Here is a 19,201-nt window from a genome sequence, read left to right as displayed (position 1 = left end):
GGCCACCGTCCGCGCGACCGCCGTGAGCGGGGTGCCGCCCGGCAGGTCGCCGCCCGCCGCGAGGACCACCGCCGCGACCTCCGGCCGCTGGGAAGCCAGCATCACCGCCAGGAACGATCCCAGCGAGTAGCCCACCACGCCCACGCGCCCAGTTTCCCCCCGCAGAAAGTCCACGCCCGCCCCGGCTTCCCGCAGCGCGAGCCGCCACAGCCGCGCGAGTTCCAGCGGGTTGCGCAGGGCCTGCAGCTCCAGCGGGTTTCCCCGTGTCCCGTGCAGCGGCAGGTCGGGGGAGAGGGATGCCACCCCCCGGCGCAGCAGGGCTCGGCCCACCGTGCCCGCCATCACGTCCCCGCGCGAGGAGAAACCGTGCAGCAGCAGGGCGGCGGGCTGGCCTGGGGCGGGGGTCCCGGGGCGCAGCCAGACGGCAGGAACCGGCTCGCCTCCGGCGGAAAGGGTCAGGCGGGTGCGGATGCCAGTGGCAGTGGGTGTGGCGGCAGTCACCCGCCGAGGCTAAGGCCCCGGCCGCCGCGTGTCCGTGACCGGGTTGCCCGGGTGGGCGGGCGGCGCCAGGACGTCCCCGGCGCTGACGCCCGGCGCGAGTGCCCCGTGCAGGATCAGGCTGAAGCGCTCCTGCCAGTCGCGCAGCACCTCGCGCTGGTCGCGGTGCCCGCCGTGCAGCAGCGCGAGCAGGCAGGCGTCCACCAGGAGGGCTCCCGCCATGCGGGTATCCACCCCCTCGCGCAGCACGCCCCGGTCGCGCATGGCGATCAACACGGGTTCGACGAGCGCCACCAGCGTGACCGCCGTCCTCAGCGCGTCCCGGTCGGCCTCCGCCTGACCGCCCGGCACCTGCCGCGCCCCCAGCACCGCCTGCCCCACCGCCCCGACAAGGTGGCGGTAGCGCACCCCCAGGTCAGCCATCCGCGCCGTCATCTGCGCCCATACCTGCTGCGGATTGGCCCCGGCCCGCAGGTGCTCGACCGCGTCGTCGCGGCTGGCCTGCACCGCCTTCTCGAAGTGCGCCAGCAGCATATGCACCTTGGAGGGAAAATAGCGGTAGAGGTTGGTGCGGCTGACATACGCGGCGCGGGCGATGTCCTGGGCACTGACCGTTTCCAGCCCGCCCCGCGCGAACAGCTCGAAGGCCACCCGCGCGATGCGTTCGCGCCGGGCCTCGTCCTGCTCGTGGCGGTCGACTTTCACGTTCTTCAGGGTAGCGTGCCCGGTCTGACGCTGCCGTGGCCGCAAGGCTCCCCACGCTGAGGGGGCCTTCATCTGGCTGGGGCCGCCCGGTCCCCATTGTGCCGGGGCCGATGCACTATCTTGCCGGGCGTGCAGGTCCCCCCCGACAGCGGCCACGACGACCTCAGCCCGGACCAGCAGCGCCCGGCGCCTCCGCCCGCGTCTGCCCGCACCCCGGACGCCGACGACCACGGCATGCCCGAGCTGCGGGCCATGATCGCCGACCGCCCCCAGCCTGAGCGCGGGGCGGTCGAGCGGGCCTACGTCTTTGCGCGGGACGCCCACGCCGGGGTCTTTCGCAAGAGCGGCGAACCCTATATCACCCACCCGGTCGCGGTGGCGGTGATTCTGGCGCGGCTGGGCATGGACACCGAATCCCTGATGGCCGGGCTGCTGCACGACACCGTCGAGGACGTGGACGGGGTGACCTTCGAGATCGTCGAGCGCGAGTTCGGGGAGGGCGTGCGCCGCATCGTGGAGGGCGAGACGAAGGTCTCCAAGCTCTCCAAGCAGGGCAGCCAGCAGGCCGAGGTCCGCGACACCGGCCGCGACATGCAGGCCGAGAACCTGCGCCAGATGCTCGTCGCGATGACCGGCGACATCCGCATCATCGTGGTCAAGCTGGCCGACCGCCTGCACAACATGCGGACGCTGGGCTCCATGAAGCCCGAAAAGCAGGTCCGCATCGCCCGCGAGACGATGGAGATTTTCGCGCCGCTCGCGCACCGCCTCGGCATCGGGCAGATCAAGTGGGAACTGGAAGACCTCGCCTTCCAGTATCTCCAGCCGGACGCCTACGCCTACCTCCAGACCCGGCTGCGGACCCGGCAGGAGGAACGGCAGCAGCTGATCGAGCAGGCGGTCGCGGAGCTGCATGAGGCGCTGGCCGACGACCTCGAACTGCCCGAGTGGGTCAGCGACATCGACATCGCCGGGCGCAGCAAGCACCTCTGGAGCATCCACAACAAGATGCAAAAGGAGGGCAAGGCGCTCGAGCAGATTTTCGACCTGCTCGCCATCCGGGTGATGCTGACGCCCAAGGAGCTGACCATTCCTCCCGGCACCGACGAGAAGCGCCGCGAGCGGGCCGAGGAGACGCGCGAGAAGCGCATCTGCTACCACACGGTGTCCATCGTGCATTCGATGTGGACGCCGCTGCCGGGCCGCTTCAAGGACTACATCGCGGTGCCCAAGCCCAACGGCTACCAGAGCCTGCACACGACCGTGATCAGCCAGAGCGGGCAGCCCATCGAGGTGCAGATTCGCTCGCGGCGGATGCACGAGGTCGCCGAGTACGGCGTCGCCGCCCACTGGATGTACAAGCAGGGCAGTTCGCTGGCCGAGCGTGACCGCGAGAACTGGATCGCGCAGTTGCGCGAGCTGCAAAACGAGATCAACGACGCCTCCGATTACATGGACGCGGTCAAGACCGACATCCTCTCGCAGCGGGTGCGGGTGTTCACGCCCAAGGGGCTGGCGATCAGCCTTCCGGCGGGCAGCACGCCGGTGGACTTCGCCTACCACATCCACACCCGCATCGGCGAGACGACGGTGGGGGCGCGGGTTAACGGGTCCATCGTGCCGCTGCTGCACAAGCTGCAAAACGGCGACATGGTCGAGATCGTGACCTCGAAAAACAGCAAGCCGAACCTGGGCTGGCTGAATTTCGTGGTGACGCGCTCGGCCCGCGCCAAGATTCGCCACTATTTCCGGCAGCAGGAGCGCGACGAGGCGCTGCAACGCGGCCACGACCTGCTGGAGCGCTACCTGCGCAAGCGGCACCTGCCCGTGCGCCAGCTGATGCGGACCAAGCTGCTCGAGGACGCCGCGCAGAAGCTGCTGGGCACCCGCAACCCCGACGACGTGTATATGGCCCTGCATGCGGGCAAACTGACCCCCAGCGTGGTGGGACGGCTGCTCTCGCCCAGCCTCGCGCAGGAGCAGGCCGACGCGGTCGCCCGACGCGCCGCGCCTGCGCCCCGGCCCCCCACGCCCGGCGGCGTCTATGTCGAGGGCCTCAGCACGGCCACCAAGCTCGCCAACTGCTGCACCCCGATCCGGGGCGACCAGATCATGGGCTATCTCACGCGGGGGCGGGGCGTCAGCATCCACCGCATCGACTGCCCCAACATGATCCGGCTGCTCAAGGACGAGCCCGAGCGCTGCGTCGCCGCCTCCTGGGATTCGGGCACGCCGGGCGGCACCATCGTGGACCTCGACGTGGTCGCGCCCGACCGCCAGGGCCTGCTGGCCGCCGTGCTGGGGGTCCTCAGCACCGAGAAGCGCAGCCCGATGAAGATCGAGGCGGGCGTGGGGGCCGACGGCGTGGCGCACATCCACCTGCGGCTCGCGGTGACCGGGCAGGCCGACCTGGAGACGGTGCGGGAGGCGATCCGGCGGGTGCCGGGGATCACCGACGTGGTGCGGCTGGGGAAAAGCGGGGGGCGGGGGCGGGCGAGTGCGTGAGGGGTCGCTGCCTGATACGCCAGGGCCAGCTCACCCCCTTCCCACCTCGCCCCGTGGGCGACTCGTGGAGCCGCATGGCGGACTTGGAAAGCTCCGCAGGACGCAGGAAAGGGGCGCCCGCGAAGCAACGGGGTGAAGGGGCGTCTGACCACCGCTCCGCAATCAACAGCCCCTACCCCCGCCGCAGCCAGCGCCCCAGCAGCAGCGGCGCTCCCTCCGCCGCGACCCACACCAGCACGGCGTAACGCAGCGCCCGTACCAGCGGCAGGTCGCTCAGCCCGCCCAGCACCGCTGCCAGCCCGAAATACACCGCGAAGACCATCAGCAGGCCCAGCCCGGCGACGATGGCCCGCCCGGTCCAGTCACCCGGCGGCTGGTAGGTCGGCCGCACGAACCAGAACCCCGCCGTCAGCCCCAGCGCGACCGCGTATTCACGCGGCGTGGCGGCGGGCAGGACGAGCGTGACCGCCACGAACAAGGCCGGAATCAGCCAGCGGGCTGCCCCCGCTTGCGCGAAGTGCCCCCACGCGGCGAGGGCCGCGAACGCCGCCCCCAGCCCCAGTCCCACGATCACGTCGCTGGGGTAATGCACGTTCAGCACCAACCGCGAGGCGGCGATCAACCCGATCAGGAGCAGGGCGACGGCCCACGCACCGGACCGTCCCATCTGCGCGGCAATGCCGCCCCACAGGGTGGCCGCCATCTGGGTATGTCCGCTGGGCAGCCCCGGTCCCAGTCCGGTCTGCTGCGCCGCCGCACTCGCCACCGCTGAACCGTCCTGGTAGGGGCGCGGCAGGTCGAGGCCGAATTTCAGGGCGGTGTTCACCAGATACGACAGGGCGAAGGCCACTCCCAGATTTCGCCCGCCCCAGGGGTTGACCAGCCAGGTGTAGAGCGCGAGCACGACGATAAAGACCTCGTCACGGCCGAGGTTCGTGACAGCCAACCAGAACGCTTCCATGTGTCTTCATTGTGACGTGTGCCGCGTTCCGGGGGGTCGGGGGTCAGCCCGCTACACTGGGGGTATGACGGTCTCCACCCCCGACGTGCTGCACGCCGCGCCGCACCGCGCCGAGTCCGCGCTGGAGCTGCGCGGGATCACCAAACGTTTTCCCCTGGTGCTTGCCAACGACAACATCACCATGAACGTCAAATGGGGCAGCGTGCACGCGCTGTGCGGCGAGAACGGCGCGGGCAAGAGCACCCTGATGAAGATCGTGTACGGCGCCCAGCCCCCCACCTCCGGCGAGATCGTCGTGGACGGCGAGGTCGTGCACTTCACCGATCCCTCGCAGGCCATCGCGCGGGGCATCGGCATGGTGTTTCAGCACTTCATGCTGGTGGACACCCTGACCGTCACCGAGAACGTGATCCTGGGCGCCGAGCCGACCTCGGGCGGGGCCATCGACTACGCCTCGGCGCGGCGGCGGGTCGCGGAGCTGATCGCGCAGTTCGGTTTCGCGCTCAACCCCGACGCGCTCGTCGGTGATCTCCCGGTGGGCCTCCAGCAGAAGGTCGAGATTCTCAAGACGCTCTACCGGGGCGCCCGCATCCTGATTCTGGACGAGCCCACCGCCGTGCTGACCCCCAGCGAGACGGACGAACTGTTCGACTTCCTGAAAAACCAGTACGCGGCCAGCGGCAACGCTGTCATTTTCATCAGCCACAAGCTGCACGAGGTGCTGCACATCTCGGACACCATCTCGGTGATTCGCGACGGCAAGATGATCGGCACCATTCCCGCCCAGGGCGCGACCACCGAGACGCTCGCGCAGATGATGGTGGGGCGCGAGGTCAGCCTGCGCGTGCAAAAGACCGCCGCTCAGCCCGGCGAGGTCGCGCTCGACGTGCGCGGCGTCAGCGTGCCGGGCGAGCACGGGTACGCCGTCAAGAACGTGTCCTTCGGGGTTCGCGCGGGCGAGATCGTCGGGATCGCGGGCGTGGAGGGCAACGGCCAGAGCGAACTCGTGGAGGCGATCACCGGCCTGACCCCGGTCGCGGGCGGCGAGATCACCTACCTGGGCCGCCGGGCACACGGGGTGCGTGAGGTCGAGGCTTCTGGCCTCTCGCACATCCCGGAAGACCGCAACGAGCGTGGGCTGGTGCTGGACATGACCACCGCCGAGAACTACATCCTGGGCGAGCACGACCGTGCCCCCTTCGCCGGGCCGCTGGGCTTCCTGCGGCTGGACGTGATCGAGGAGAACGCGCGGCGCCTCAGCGAGAAATACGACGTGCGCCCGCGCAGCGCCAGCCTGCGGGCCGGGCAGTACTCCGGCGGCAACGCCCAGAAGCTGATTGTGGCCCGCGAGATGCGCAAGGAACCCAAGATTCTGGTCGCCTCCCAGCCCACGCGCGGAGTGGACATCGGCGCGATCGAGTTCATCCACGCCCGCATCGTCGAGGCGCGGGACCAGGGCCTCGCCGTGCTGCTCGTCAGCGCCGACCTCGGCGAGGTGATGAACCTCTCCGACCGCATCCTGGTGATGTACGAGGGCGAGGTCGTGGGCGAGGTCCCCGCCAGCGAGGCCACCGAGACGGGCCTGGGCCTCCTGATGACCGGCAGCGGCGGCACGAGCGGCCGCAGCGGCGAGGTCAGCGGGACGCAGGCGGTGGGGGAGCGGGGACTGTAGGGTTCGCTGGGCGAAGGAAAGGGCCGCCTCCGATCTGGGGGCGGCCCTTCCAACTGCATGAGATTAGACGTTGTCGTTGGTGGTACTTACAACGGTGCAGTTCGCGTACACGTCAACATTCCCGTTAGGGATAAGACTGCTGTTGAAGCTGTAGTTGGAGCTACCGGTATTGACAGTGAGGGCGGCGTGGAAGCTACCTGCCCGCTCGTTCGCAGTCACGATCTTTACCTTGCCCTGGGTGGGCGTGACGATGATCGACTGTGGCAGCAGGCCCGTTGCCGGATTTGCCGTGAAGGTCAGGCGGTAGCTTCCATTTCCGATAGCTGCGAGCTGCTGTCCGGTCACCCGTGCGGTGTAATTGTTGTCGTACTGAGGATCAGTGTTGCCCCGCAAGCCTACATCGACCGTCTGAACGCTCCCGGCCACCCGGAAGTACACCGACACCTGGGTCGTGGCAGACGCATTGTTGACATTGTCGCAGGCCACGAATTGCCCCGATGCCAGTCGGTACTCCGTCCGCACCTGACTGACGCTTCCGTTCCCGCTCCCGTCCGGTGCCCCGCCCACTCCGCAACTCGCCAGCACCGCGCTCAGGCCCACCGCTCCCAGCAGCATCTTTTTCATGCCTCTCACTCTCGCCCCCCAAACTGACGCGGGGGTGACTTTCCCTTGAAGGAACGTGAGGGCAACGCAAATCTTGGCGTGCGGGGTGACGGAAGACTCTGCCTGGCCCGTCAGGATGGACCCATGAGGAAGTCATTGCGTCCGCTCACCCTCGCCCTTGTCGCCGCTGCCCTGCTGGGGGCAGTCGCCGTTGCCCAGACCGCGCCGCCACAGCCCGCGCAACTCACGGCTTCTCCGGCCCTCACGCTGAGCCCCGCCGTCTCCGGCGAGCGGCGGTTCCTGACGCTGCCGGGCTTCGGGCGCGTGGCCTACTACGCCGACCCGCGCGGCAGCGGGCGCCCGCTGATCCTGACCCACTCGGTCAACGCGGCGGCGAGCGCCTACGAGATGAAGCCGCTGTGGGACGCCTACGCGGGCACCCGCCCCGTCTACGCGCTGGAGTGGCCCGGCTTCGGCAGCAGCGACCGCCCCGACCTCCGCTACACGCCCGAGCTGATGACCCAGGCCCTGACCGCGCTGGTGGCCGAACTGGGAGGGGAGGTGGACGTGGTGGGCCTGAGCCTGGGAAGCGAATTCGCGGCGCGGGCGGCCCTCGCGGAGCCGCGCATCCGCACGCTGGCCCTGCTCAGCCCCAGTGGACTGGGCGAACCGCGTGGCGGCACCCAGGAGGCCAGCGAGCGTGACGGCGGCACCCGCCTCTACCGCACCCTGGACGCGGTGGGCACGCCCCTGTACGCCGTGCTGCGGACCCGGCCCAGCATCGAGTATTTCCTCAGCCGCTCCTTCCGGGGGCCAGTGAACGAGGGGCTGATCACCTACGCCCTGGAGACCACCCGGCAGCCGGGGGCCAGGAACGCGCCCCTGTATTTCATCAGCGGGGGGCTGTTCACGCCCGACGCCTACCGCGACCTCTACAGCAAGCTTCAGGTGCCCGTGGCCGTGCTGTACGACCAGGACGGCTTCGTGAGCTTCGAGCGCCTGTCCCTCTTCGGCGCGCAGCCGAATGTGACGGCGGTGCGGATCGAGGGGACCGACGGCCTGCCGCACTTCGAGAAGCTGCCCGAGGTGCGGGCGGCGCTGGACGCCTTCTGGGCGGCGAACCGCTGAGCGGCAAATGCGCCCACGGGTCCTGGGGCCACGTGTCACCATGCCTCCCATGACCACCGACGCCCACACCCAGGCCAACGCTGATCAGGTTCTCCTGCTGCGCGAGGCCCTGGCGGTGGAGCTTTCCCCCGGCCCCGAGGTCACCGTGCTCGAGGAACCCGTTCTCGCGGACGTCCCGGTTCCCGCTTCAGAAGCCCCGCCTTTAACGGCCCGTTAGGGGCGGAGTCTGCCTCCCGCCGGGGGCCGTATGCTGCCGGGCAAACCCACCCCAGGAGGTTCCAACGTGACCCGAGACGAGCGCAACGACGAGAGCGGCACCAAGCAGAACGCGACCGGGGACATCCAGCCCGACACCGGCACCGACCTGACCGATCAGGAGGCCGCCAAGCTGAACGCTGCCCCCGGCCGGGGAGCGCGGCAGGAGCCCGGGGCCCAGGCCTCCGACGAGTACGTCGAGAAGCATATCGGGGGGACGGCGAGCGCCACCCCGGACATTCCGGACACCGGGCCCGACACCGGCAAATCCTGAGTTCGGACGACCCAAAAGAGAAGGTCCCACCCGTGCCGTCTGGCAGGGTGGGGCCTTCCTCTCTTCAAGCTCCTCGCTGGTCTGGGGCGCGGTCTGGTCATGGGGTTTCCCTACGGGTATGGCAGCCACGGCAGGTGAGGTGGGGGCGGCGGTCGGTCCAGTCGATCCTGAGAACACGACCGGGCCACAGGAAAGCGGCCCCACCCAACAGGCCAGGGCGGAGCCGTTGTTCAGCGACTCACCTCACCACGATATTGATGATCCGCCCCGGCACGTACACCTCCTTGACCGTCGTCTTGCCCTCCACGAAGCGGGCCACATCGGGATTGGCGCGGGCAGCGGTCAGGGCCTCTTCCTGGGTGGCGGTCTTGGAAATCTCGATCTGACCGCGCACCTTGCCGCCCACCTGCACGCCGATGGTGACGGTGTCGCGGGTGGCGGCGGCCTGGTCCACCTCGGGCCAGGACTGGACGTGGACGCTGCCCGTCCCGCCGCGCTCCACCCAGATTTCCTCCGCGATGTGGGGCACGACCGGGGCCAGCATCCGGTTAAAGATGTCCAGCGCCTCCTCCCAGGCGGGGGTCCCGAAGACCGGGGAGCGCTTGGCCTTGACCAGCGTGTTCGTCAGCTCCATCAGCGAGGCGACGATGGTGTTGAAGCTCAGGCGGTCGAAGTCGCCCGTCACCTTTTTCAGGGTGGCGTGGACGGCGTAACGCAGGTCGGCTGCGGTGACGCCTTCCTCCGGGCCGACCGCCTTCTCGTCGAAGTACAGCGCCCAGACGCGGCCCAGCCACTTCGCGGGGCCGTTGATGCCCTGCGGGTCCCAGGGGCCGCCCAGCTCCCAGGGGGCGATGAACATCAGGTAGGTGCGGACCGTGTCGACCCCGTACTCGCGCACCAGGTCGTCGGGGTCGACCACGTTGCCGCGCGACTTGCTCATCTTGTCGCCGTCCTCACCCAGGATCATGCCCTGGTTGCGCAGCCACCGGAACGGCTCGTTCTGGGTGGTCAGGCCCAGGTCGCGCATCACCTTGGTCCAGAAGCGCGAATACAGCAGGTGCAGGATCGCGTGCTCGATGCCGCCCGTGTACAGGTCGACGGGCAGCAGGTCGGCCCGGGCGGGGTCGAAGGGATGCGCGTCGTCGTGCGGGGACAGGTAGCGGTACATGTACCAGCTCGAATCCACGAAGGTGTCCATCGTGTCGGTGTCGCGCTCGGCGGGGCCGCCGCAGACGGGGCAGGTCGTGGCCGTCCACTCGCGGTCCAGCTTCAGCGGGCTCTGGCCGGTGGGGGTGAACTCCACGTTCTCGGGCAGCCGGACGGGCAGCTCCTCGGCCGGGACGGGCTGCGCCCCGTGCTCGGCGCAGTACACGATGGGGATGGGCGTGCCCCAGTAGCGCTGGCGCGACACCAGCCAGTCGCGCAGGCGGTAGGTCGTGCGGGCCTGCGCCACGCCCCGCGCTTCCAGCCGCCGGATGATCTGGTCAATGCTGGCCTTGCCGCCGGGCAAGCCGTCGAACTCGCCGGAGTTCACGATCAGCCCCTCGCCGCTGTAGGCCACTTCCGGCTGTTCGCCCATGCCCTCCTCGCCCTGGGGGCGGATCACCTCGCGGATGGGCAGCCCGAACTTCCGCGCGAAGGCGAAGTCGCGCTCGTCGTGGGCGGGGACAGCCATGATCGAGCCGGTGCCGTAGGTCACCAGCACGTAATCCGCGACCCAGATCGGCAGCGGGTCGCCGCTCACGGGGTGGGTGGCGTAGCTTCCGGTGAACACGCCCGTCTTCTCGCCCTCCTGCTGGCGCTCCACGTCGGTCTTGCGGCCCGCCGCCTCCACGTAGGTCCGCACGGCCTCCGCCTGCTCGGGGGTGGTCAGGGCGTCCACCTTGGCATGTTCGGGGGCCAGCACCAGGAAGGTCGCGCCCATCAGGGTGTCGGGGCGGGTGGTAAAGACGGTTTCCGGCCCGGCGGGGGTGGGGAAGGTGACTTCCGCGCCCACCGACTTGCCGATCCAGTTGGTCTGCATCAGCCGGACGCGCTCGGGCATATCGGTGTCACCGAAATCCAGCAGTTCCTCGGCGTAGTCGGTGATTTTCAGGTACCACTGGCTCAGGTTGCGCCGCTCGACCGGGGTGCCGCAGCGCTCGCACGAGCCGTCCACGACCTGCTCGTTCGCCAGCACGGTCTGGTCCCTGGGGCACCAGTTCACCAGCCCGCCCTTCTTGTAGGCCAGGCCCCGCCGGAAGAACTCGGTGAAAAACCACTGGTTCCAGCGGTAGTACTCGGGGTCGCAGGTGGCAAAGGAGCGGCTCCAGTCGATCATCGTCCCCATGCGCCGGAACTGCCCGGTCATGTGCTCGATGTTCGAGTAGGTCCACCCCGCCGGGTCCAGATTGTTCTTGATCGCCGCGTTCTCGGCGGGCAGCCCGAAGGCGTCGAAGCCCATCGGAAAGAAGACGTTGTATCCACGCATCCGCATCCAGCGGGCGCGGGCGTCGGGGGCCACGTTGGCGTACCAGTGCCCGATGTGCAGGTTCCCGGAGGGGTAGGGGAACATGGTCAGGGCGTAGTGCTTGGTCTTGCTGGGGTCCTCGCAAAAGGTGTACAGGCCCTGTTCGTCCCACCGCTGCTGCCATTTCGGCTCGGTGGCGTGGGGGTTGTAGCGTTCGGCGCGGGGTTCCTGAATGTCTGGCTTCTGGGTGGGTTCGGTCGTCATGGGCAGGCTCCTTGAGAGGTCAACCAAAAAATCGCCCCGGCTGACGCAGCCGGGGACACACGCGCGAGCTCTGAGCTAGGCGAGGTGTCCCCGGGTGGTAAGCGCAGAGCGGATCATGGGGTCAGTGTAATACGGATCGGGGTAGAAAGAGCGGCCCCTGAAGGCTGACCGCTCCCTCAGTACTGCCGCCCGAACATCACCCGCTTGTCATACGCCCCCGGCCCCCCGCAGCGCACGCAGGGGCCGCTGTCCTTCTCGGCGAAGAACTCGGCGTCGTCGAGGGGCACGTTGCGGGCGGTCGCCTTCGTGTCGTCCTTGATCGCCTTCTCGCACTCGGGCTGTCCGCAGTGGTGCGCCCGGACCCAGTTCCCGTCCTCGATGGCCTGCCGGAAGGTGCCGTAGTCGTCCGCCGTCAGCGTGTGCGAGAGCATGAAGTCGGTGGCGCGGGCCAGCAGCCAGTCGTGGATGCCGTCCAGCCGGGCGGCCATCCCAGCGACCGCTTCGGCGCGGCCCAGCGTCTCCTTCTCGTCGCTGTGGCGGTTCTTGACCACCACCACGCCCGCCTCCAGGTCGCGCGGCCCCAGCTCGATGCGCACGGGCACGCCCTTGAGTTCCCAGTCGTTGTACTTGAAGCCGTTGGTCACGCCGTCACGCTTGTCCACCTTGACCCGCAGACCCTGGGCGCGGAGCTCGGCGGCCAGCCGCTCGCCTTCTTCCACCATCTGATCGAAGTTGTCCTTGCGGCCCACCGGAATCACGACGACCTGGATGGGTGCGATGCGCGGCGGCATGATCAGCCCGAAATCGTCCCCGTGCGTCATGATGATCGCCCCGATGATGCGGCTGGAGATCGCCCAGCTCGTGGTGTGCGCGTACTCCTCCTTCTGCTCGCGGGTCTGGAACTTCACGTCGAACGCCCGGGAGAAGTTCTGCCCCAGGTAATGGCTGGTGCCCGATTGCAGCGCCTTGCCGTCGCGCATCATCCCCTCGATGGAGTAGGTGGCGACCGCCCCGGCGAATCTCTCGGAGGCCGTCTTCTCGCCGCGCACCACGGGCAGGGCCAGCACGTCGCGGCAGAACTCGTGGTAGAGGTCGAGCTGCTGCCGGACCTCCGCGCGGGCTTCCTGCTCGTCGGCGTGGGCGGTGTGGCCCTCGTGCCAGAAGAACTCGGAGGTTCGCAGGAAGGCCTTGGTCCGCAGCTCGGCGCGGAACACGCTGCCCCACTGGTAGTGCAGGAAGGGGAGGTCGCGGTAGGAGTTCAGCCACCCCGCCCACATGTGCCCGATGATCGTCTCGGACGTGGGGCGCATGACGTAGGGCTCGGCGAGTTCCTCCGTGCCGATCTTGCTCACGGTGAACAGCTCGGGCGCGAAGCCCTCGACGTGGTCGGCTTCCTTGGTGATGAAGCCCATCGGGATCAGGGTGGGAAAGATCAGCGACTCGTGCCCGGTCGCCTTGAAGCGGGTATCCAACCAGCGCACGATGTTCTCCCACAGCGCCGACCCGTAGGGCCGCACCACCATCGCGCCCGCGACCGGGCTGTTGTCGGCCAGGTCAGCCTTCTTCACGACCTCGTTGTACCAGTCGTTGAAATCCGTGCTCTGGGGCGTCACGCCGTATTGCTGCGCCTTCTTGTCCTGCCTGCCGCCGTCTTTCGTCATCGCCCGACAGCATAGTGGGCCGGGGCGCAGGCTGCAGGGGGGCCAGGTGGCCTACAGCGGGACCCCGTGCAAGGAGAGGTGGCGCTGAACGGTCCTCACGGCTCCCGTGCGGCCCGCCCGGAGGTCGTCCAGCGCGGCGAGCGCGTCGGGCAGCAGGGGAGAGGGCCGCCGGTCCAGCGGGCACCATGCCAGGGCGCTGAGTTCTTCCGGCGCGGCCACCACGGGTTCTCCGGCGACGATCCGCCCCGCGAACACGTACGCCTGAATGTCCGGCCAGCCTCCGCCCTGAAGCAGGTAGGCACCCACGACCCCCTCCAGCGCGACCTCGACGCCGACCTCCTCCCGCGCCTCCCGCACGGCAGCCTCCAGCGGCGTCTCGCCGGGGTCCACGATGCCGCCGGGCAGGCCCCAGAATTGCCGTCCGTAGGCCTGCCGGACCAGCAGCGCCTCGCCCCGCCCGTTCGTGAGGAGCACGGCGGCGCACTGACGGGGCGGTGGGGTCATGAGGGCATTCTGCCCGCTGGAATCAGTTCCAGGGTGGCCTCTATCCTGGGAAGCGTGCCCACTTCCCGTTTCCCCGTCCTGTCCCCCGCCGCCTTCCCCGACGGGCGCGACGCCGACACGTTCGCGCTGCGGCTGGAGCGGTACGGCGACGACCTGCTGGAGACGCTGCAGGCGGTGTACGGCGCTGATCTGGGCGACCTTCCGGCGCGGCTGCTGGAGGTGCTGACGCGCGGGTTCCGGGAGCGCCCCGCCGACCTGCGGCGACTGGACGAGGCCCGGCTGCTGCGCCCCGACTGGTTGCAGGGGCCGGAGCGGAGATGGTGGGCTACGTGGCCTACGCGGACCGCTTCGCCGGGACGCTGGCGGGGGTGGGCGAGCGGCTGGACTACCTGGAGGGCCTGGGCGTCCGCTACCTCCACCTGATGCCGCTGCTCAGGCCCCGCGAGGGCGAGAACGACGGCGGCTACGCGGTGGCCGACGACCGGGCGGTGCGGCCCGACCTGGGCACCATGGACGACCTCGCGGCCCTGGCGCGGGGGCTGCGCGGCCGGGGCATCAGCCTCGTGCTGGACCTCGTGCTCAACCACGTCGCCCGCGAGCACGGGTGGGCCGAGCGGGCGCGGGCGGGCGATCCCAGGTACCGCGCCTACTTCCACATCCATCCCGACCGCAGCGTGCCCGACCTGTACGAGCGCACGCTGCCGGAGGTGTTCCCCGACTTCGCGCCGGGCAATTTCTCCTGGGACCCGGAGGCGGACGGCTGGGTCTGGACCACCTTCAACGCCTACCAGTGGGACCTGAACTGGGGCAATCCGGACGTGTTTCTGGAGTTCGTGGACCTGATCTTGCACCTCGCCAACCGGGGGGTGGAGGTCTTCCGGCTGGACGCCATCGCCTTTCTGTGGAAGCGGATGGGCACCGCCTGCCAGAACGAGCCGGAGGTCCACTGGCTCACGCGGGCGCTGCGGGCGGCGGCCCGGATCGTGGCCCCGGCGGTGGCGTTCAAGGCCGAGGCCATCGTCTCCCCTGCCGAACTGATGGGCTACCTGGGGCGCGGGGCGCACCACGGGCGCGTCTCGGACATGGCCTATCACAACAGCCTGATGGTGGGGCTGTGGTCCAGTCTGGCGAGCCGCGACACCCGCCTCCTCGCCGGGGCGCTGCGGGCCTTTCCCCCCAAGCCGACGAACACGGCCTGGGGCCTGTACGTCCGCTGCCACGACGACATCGGCTGGGCGATCGCCGACGAGGACGCCGCCCGCGTGGGGCTCGGCGGCCCGGCCCACCGCCACTTCCTCTCGGACTTCTACAGCGGCGAGTTTCCGGGGTCCTTCGCGCGGGGGCTGGTCTTTCAGCACAACCCGTACACCGGGGACCGCCGCATCAGCGGGTCGGCGGCCAGCCTCGCCGGGCTGGAGGCGGCGCTGGACGCCGGGGACGCGGGCCGGGTGGACGACGCCGTGCGCCGGTTGTTGCTGCTGCACGCGGTCATCCTGGGCTTCGGCGGGGTGCCGCTGCTGTACATGGGGGACGAACTCGCGCTCCTCAACGACTCCGGCTACGCCGACGTGCCCGAACACGCCGCCGACAACCGCTGGGTCCACCGTCCGCAGATGGACTGGGCACTGGCTGCGCGGGTGCAGGGCGAGCCGGACACCCCGGCGGGCCGGGTCAACGCGGGCCTGCGGCACCTGATCCGTGTGCGCCGGAGCCTGCCCCACCTGCACGCCAGCGTGGAGACCTGGCCTCTGCACAGCCCCGACGGGCGGGTGCTGCTGCTGCGGCGCGACCATCCCCTCGGCGTGATGGTGCAGGCGTACAACTTCAGCGAGCAGGAGGTCGTGCTGCCCGCCTGGGAGTTGCGCGGGGTGCTGGGCACGGAGGCCGCAGACGCGCTGACCGGCAGCCGCCTGGGTCTGGACCGCCCCACCCTGCGGCTGGAGGGATACCGGGCGCTGTGGCTGGTTGCCGCCGAGGGGAGTGGAAGCGTCGGTCTCGTATAGGCCGATTGGCCTGCATACGGCAAATCATCGAGAGCGAGCGGGAGCGGTCGCGTAGGCTGTCCCCATTCCTGCTGCACCCCGGAGGTTTCCCATGACGCGAACTGCCCCTGCCGATCACGCCGGACCGTCCACCCGCCTCCCGGTCACCGCGAGCCGTTCCTGATTGCCAGGCCAACGCCTGCCCGGTGACCCTCCCACCCGAGGTCACCCCTTGAACACGTACACGATCCAAACGCCCACGCTGAACACCCTGGCCGACTTTTTCGCGCTGCACCCCGATCCGCTGGACGTGGCAAAACGCCTTCCCATCCTGCGCGAGAACGTCGCGGCGGGCCGGGTCCGGCTGGAAAATGTGCTGATCCTGCGCTCCGAGCGGGGGGTAGAAGGGACGGCCCTGATCTCGGTCGCCCCGCAGATTCCGGTCTTCCCCCGCTTCCGCCCGGACGTGACTCCGGAGGGGATGACAGCCCTGGCCCGCGCCCTACGTGAGCGAGTCGAGCCGGAGCGCAAGCTGATGCTGCAAGACGATCTCGCGCCGCTGGACGCGGACGCGGTGCTGGCCGGGGGTTGGGTCAGTGACGCGCCCGTCCACGTGATGTACGACACCGACCTCCAGGCCCGTTCCTATCCCCTCGCACCCGATGCCGTGGAGGGTGGCGACGAGCTGCGCCAGCGCCCCGAGGTGGCCGTGCTGCTGGACACGTTGGGTCACGCGGACTGGGAATGGGCGGAAGGCTGGACGCTGGTGGCCCTGCCCGATACGGCTGGGCAGCCCGTCGCCCTGGGAGCCTTTGGCCCCAGCACCCGCCCCGGCTGGGTCAATCTGAACATGATCGGCGTCCACCCGGACGCACGCGGCCAGGGCCACGGCACCCGCCTCCACGCCCACCTGCTGGCCCGCGCCGCCGAGAGCTTCACCATGCACGGAGGCGGCACCGAGGCCGACAACCACGCCATGCGCCGCATCTTCGAGAAAAACGGCAGCCGCCAGACCGCCACCCAGATGTATTTCCGGCCCGCCTGACCCCTTGCCCTGGCCCCCAGTCCCCGCGTATAGTTCTCTCTTGGTCAAGTGGGGCAGGGCGACCAACGGTTTCCGCACAGGAGACGGCCCGCACCCCAGACAGAAGCCCCACCCAGGTGGGCGCGACTGGACTAAGGAGAGCACATGCCCAAGATGAAGACCAAAAAGAGCATGACCCGCCGGGTGAAGGTCACGGCCACCGGCAAGGTCATGGCGTTCAAGAGTGGCAAGCGCCACCAGAACACCGGCAAGAGCGGCGACGAGATTCGCGGCAAGGGCAAGGGCTTTGTCCTCGCCAAGAGTGAGTGGGCCCGCATGAAGCTGGGCCTCGTCGCTGGGAGGAAGTGAGCCATGCCACGCGTCAAGACCGGAACCGTCCGCCGCCGCCGCCACAAGAAGGTCCTCAAGCGGGCCAAGGGCTTCTGGGGCAGCCGCTCCAAGCAGTACCGCAACGCCTTCCAGACGCTGCTGAACGCCGCGACCTACGAGTACCGCGACCGCCGCAACAAGAAGCGTGACTTCCGCCGCCTGTGGGTCCAGCGCATCAACGCGGGCGCCCGCCTGCACGGCATGAACTACTCGACCTTCATCCACGGCCTGAAGCTCGCCGGGGTCGACCTCAACCGCAAGGTGCTGGCCGACATCGCCGCCCGCGAGCCCGAAGCCTTCCGCGCCCTCGTGGAAGCGTCCAAGGGTGCCCGGAACGGGTAAGCCCCGGCCTTGACCCCGGAGCCGCCTCCCGTGTGTGGGCGGTTTTTTGTGGTCTTTCCGGCGGCCTCCCACACTTTGTTACCCTGTACCCCATGAGCGTGATCCTGGGCATCGACATCGGCGGCAGCGGCATCAAGGGAGCGCCTGTGGACACGCAGACGGGCCAGCTCACGGCCGAGCGCTGGCGTATTCCCACACCTGCGGGCGCCCGCCCGGACGACGTGAGGGCGGTGGTGGCCGAGCTCGTGCAGCACTTCGGGCACGGGGGGCCGGTGGGGGTGACCTTTCCCGGCATCGTGCAGCACGGCAAGACCCTGAGTGCCGCCAACGTGGACGACGCCTGGATCGGGCTGGACGCCGACGCGCTGTTCACCGGGGCGACCGGGCGCGACGTGTACCTCGTCAACGACGCGGACGCCGCCGGAATCGCGGAAGCGCAGTTCGGGGCGGCGCGGGACGTGCCCGGCGTGGTGCTGGTGCTGACCTTCGGCACCGGGATCGGTAGTGCGCTGATGCACGGCGGGGTCTTGGTGCCCAACACCGAACTGGGGCACCTGTATCTCAAGGGCGACAAGCACGCCGAGAGCTGGGCCTCCGACCGCGCCCGCGAGCGCGACGACCTGAACTGGAAGGGGTGGGCCAAGCGGGTCAGCACCTACCTCGGGCACCTCGAACGCCTCTTCTCGCCCGAGCTGTTCGTGATCGGCGGGGGCGTCAGCAAGCGGGCCGAGAAGTGGCAGCCCCACGTCCAGACCGAGCGCACGAAGGTGGTGCCCGCCGCCCTCCAGAACGACTCCGGCATCGTCGGCGCGGCGATGATGGCTGCCGGGCGCCAGCACCCGGAGTCCTAGAGCATTTGACAGAATGACGGCTCCCGGGGAAGGGCGTNGCGCGGCGATGATGGCTGCCGGGCGCCAGCACCCGGAGTCCTAGAGCATTTGACAGAATGACGGCTCCCGGGGAAGGGCGTCCCAGGTGCCTCCCCGAATGCCCAATGCTCTTCTTCAATTCGCTCGCTCTGCTGCGCAGCTTTGCAAGTCCGCTCGGCCAACGAATGCGGAAACCCACCGCATTCTTATGGCAAATGCTCTAGCCGGAACTTCGCCGCCGCCCGACCCGTACTGTGACGCGTATGGGATTTCTGAAACGGATGATGGCGGCGGTCGGCGTCGGCGGGGCACGGGTGGACGCGCAGGTGCAGACCCCGGCGGTGCGGGTGGGCGAGAGTGTCACGGGCGTGGTCGTCGTGGAGGGCGGCAGCATCGAGCAGAAGATCGAGCGCCTGAACCTGGGGCTGGCGACCCGCTACAAGAGGGACGACAGCTACGTCACGCATACCCTCTTCACCCAGCCGGTCGTGCCGGGCTTCACCCTCCAGCCCGGTGAGCGCCGGGAGTTCCCCTTTGGGCTGCCCATCCCGCAGGGCACCCCGCTGACCCTGCGCGGCACGGCGGTGTGGCTGGTCACCGACGCGGACATCGCGGGAGCGGCTGATCCCGGCGACACGGATCAGCTTCAGATCCTGCCCAGCCGCGAGATGGAGGCCGTGATCGGCGCCGCCGAGCGCCTGGGCTTCTCGCTGGCGGGGAGCGAGGTCGAGTACCACCACGGGCGCATCGTGCAGGAGCTGAGCTTCCGGCCCCCCTACGGGCAGTACCGCATCAACGAACTGGAGATGATGATGCTCGCGGCTGCGGGTGGTGGCCTCGACGTGGTGCTGGAGGTGGACCGCCGCGCGAGCGGCCTCGCCAGCCTCTTTACCTCCGAGTTCGAGCAGCGGGGGAGATGGCACGTGCCCGCCGCCCTGCTCGCCGGGGGGCCGGACGCGGTGGCCCGTGAGCTGGGGGCGCGGGTGCAGGCGCTGGCGTAGGCGGGGACGGGCGCGGCAGAATGCGCCCCATGCCCGCCGCGCCGCCGCCCGATTCGCCGCCTGACCCTCACCTCCCCGAGCTGCTCACCGCCGACGTGCTGTACACGGGCGTCG

General features: G+C 69.6%; 17 protein-coding genes and 1 pseudogene. 11 read left to right on the top strand and 7 right to left on the bottom strand.

What is annotated here, in order from left to right; translation table 11 throughout:
- Together QOL99_RS01335 and QOL99_RS01330 are read right to left on the bottom strand one after the other, a co-directional pair.
- The coding region (locus QOL99_RS01335; protein WP_285520810.1) for an alpha/beta hydrolase at positions 1-501 on the bottom strand (501 nt) is incomplete at its 3' end.
- Positions 502-510: 9 nt separating this feature from the next.
- Positions 511-1,203: a TetR/AcrR family transcriptional regulator gene (locus tag QOL99_RS01330; RefSeq protein WP_285520809.1), complete on the bottom strand. Its 693-nt coding sequence runs from the start codon at positions 1,201-1,203 to the stop codon at positions 511-513.
- Positions 1,204-1,437: 234 nt separating this feature from the next.
- On the opposite strand from QOL99_RS01330, the gene QOL99_RS01325 reads away from it, so the two are divergent.
- The gene (locus tag QOL99_RS01325; protein WP_285520814.1) at positions 1,438-3,708 is read left to right on the top strand and encodes a RelA/SpoT family protein; all 2,271 of its coding nucleotides are present in this window, start codon (positions 1,438-1,440) and stop codon (positions 3,706-3,708) included.
- Positions 3,709-3,880: 172 nt separating this feature from the next.
- Here the strand turns inward: QOL99_RS01325 and QOL99_RS01320 are convergent, their stop codons facing one another.
- Entirely contained in the window at positions 3,881-4,669 is a 789-nt protein-coding gene (locus QOL99_RS01320) for a phosphatase PAP2 family protein (RefSeq protein WP_285520808.1), read from the bottom strand.
- 64 nt (positions 4,670-4,733) lie between these two features.
- On the opposite strand from QOL99_RS01320, the gene QOL99_RS01315 reads away from it, so the two are divergent.
- Positions 4,734-6,341 (top strand): ABC transporter ATP-binding protein, encoded by a 1,608-nt coding sequence (locus QOL99_RS01315; RefSeq protein ID WP_285520807.1) that lies wholly within the window; start codon positions 4,734-4,736, stop codon positions 6,339-6,341.
- Between the two features lie 63 nt (positions 6,342-6,404).
- Here QOL99_RS01315 and QOL99_RS01310 read toward each other — a convergent pair whose 3' ends face one another.
- Positions 6,405-6,965, bottom strand: coding sequence for a hypothetical protein (locus QOL99_RS01310; RefSeq protein ID WP_285520806.1), 561 nt, complete (start codon positions 6,963-6,965; stop codon positions 6,405-6,407).
- A 123-nt stretch (positions 6,966-7,088) separates the two neighbouring features.
- On the opposite strand from QOL99_RS01310, the gene QOL99_RS01305 reads away from it, so the two are divergent.
- The 3 genes from QOL99_RS01305 to QOL99_RS01295 all read left to right on the top strand — a co-directional run bounded on the left by QOL99_RS01305 (position 7,089) and on the right by QOL99_RS01295 (position 8,601).
- Positions 7,089-8,072: an alpha/beta fold hydrolase gene (locus tag QOL99_RS01305; RefSeq protein WP_285520805.1), complete on the top strand. Its 984-nt coding sequence runs from the start codon at positions 7,089-7,091 to the stop codon at positions 8,070-8,072.
- A 49-nt stretch (positions 8,073-8,121) separates the two neighbouring features.
- Positions 8,122-8,289 carry a hypothetical protein gene (locus tag QOL99_RS01300; protein WP_285520803.1) on the top strand — a complete coding sequence of 56 codons (168 nt, stop codon included), beginning with the start codon at positions 8,122-8,124 and terminating at the stop codon, positions 8,287-8,289.
- 66 nt (positions 8,290-8,355) lie between these two features.
- Entirely contained in the window at positions 8,356-8,601 is a 246-nt protein-coding gene (locus QOL99_RS01295) for a hypothetical protein (protein WP_285520802.1), read from the top strand.
- A gap of 238 nt (positions 8,602-8,839) precedes the next feature.
- Here QOL99_RS01295 and leuS read toward each other — a convergent pair whose 3' ends face one another.
- From leuS to QOL99_RS01280, 3 genes are all read right to left on the bottom strand, one after another.
- A complete protein-coding gene (gene leuS / locus QOL99_RS01290; RefSeq protein WP_285520801.1) occupies positions 8,840-11,314 on the bottom strand; it encodes a leucine--tRNA ligase in 2,475 nt (824 codons plus the stop codon).
- A gap of 176 nt (positions 11,315-11,490) precedes the next feature.
- Positions 11,491-12,975 (bottom strand): proline--tRNA ligase, encoded by a 1,485-nt coding sequence (gene proS / locus QOL99_RS01285; RefSeq protein ID WP_285520800.1) that lies wholly within the window; start codon positions 12,973-12,975, stop codon positions 11,491-11,493.
- Positions 12,976-13,026: 51 nt separating this feature from the next.
- Positions 13,027-13,479 (bottom strand): NUDIX hydrolase, encoded by a 453-nt coding sequence (locus QOL99_RS01280; RefSeq protein WP_285520799.1) that lies wholly within the window; start codon positions 13,477-13,479, stop codon positions 13,027-13,029.
- A 42-nt stretch (positions 13,480-13,521) separates the two neighbouring features.
- Between QOL99_RS01280 and QOL99_RS01275 the strand changes: the two are divergent.
- The 6 genes and pseudogenes from QOL99_RS01275 to QOL99_RS01250 all read left to right on the top strand — a co-directional run bounded on the left by QOL99_RS01275 (position 13,522) and on the right by QOL99_RS01250 (position 19,087).
- Positions 13,522-15,482, top strand: a pseudogene (locus QOL99_RS01275) (alpha-amylase family protein).
- 211 nt (positions 15,483-15,693) lie between these two features.
- Entirely contained in the window at positions 15,694-16,506 is an 813-nt protein-coding gene (locus QOL99_RS01270; protein ID WP_285520798.1) for a GNAT family N-acetyltransferase, read from the top strand.
- A gap of 144 nt (positions 16,507-16,650) precedes the next feature.
- The gene (rpmI, locus tag QOL99_RS01265; RefSeq protein WP_152868064.1) at positions 16,651-16,854 is read left to right on the top strand and encodes a 50S ribosomal protein L35; all 204 of its coding nucleotides are present in this window, start codon (positions 16,651-16,653) and stop codon (positions 16,852-16,854) included.
- Between the two features lie 3 nt (positions 16,855-16,857).
- Positions 16,858-17,217 carry a 50S ribosomal protein L20 gene (gene rplT / locus QOL99_RS01260; protein ID WP_285520797.1) on the top strand — a complete coding sequence of 120 codons (360 nt, stop codon included), beginning with the start codon at positions 16,858-16,860 and terminating at the stop codon, positions 17,215-17,217.
- Between the two features lie 92 nt (positions 17,218-17,309).
- A complete protein-coding gene (ppgK, locus tag QOL99_RS01255; protein WP_285520796.1) occupies positions 17,310-18,068 on the top strand; it encodes a polyphosphate--glucose phosphotransferase in 759 nt (252 codons plus the stop codon).
- A 281-nt stretch (positions 18,069-18,349) separates the two neighbouring features.
- Positions 18,350-19,087 (top strand): sporulation protein, encoded by a 738-nt coding sequence (locus QOL99_RS01250; RefSeq protein ID WP_285520795.1) that lies wholly within the window; start codon positions 18,350-18,352, stop codon positions 19,085-19,087.
- The last annotated feature ends 114 nt before the right edge of the window (positions 19,088-19,201 follow it).

The sequence above is a fragment of the Deinococcus rhizophilus genome (genome assembly GCF_030271215.1).
Classification (GTDB): Bacteria; Deinococcota; Deinococci; order Deinococcales; family Deinococcaceae; genus Deinococcus; species Deinococcus rhizophilus.
This window is presented reverse-complemented; position numbering and strand designations above follow the sequence as displayed.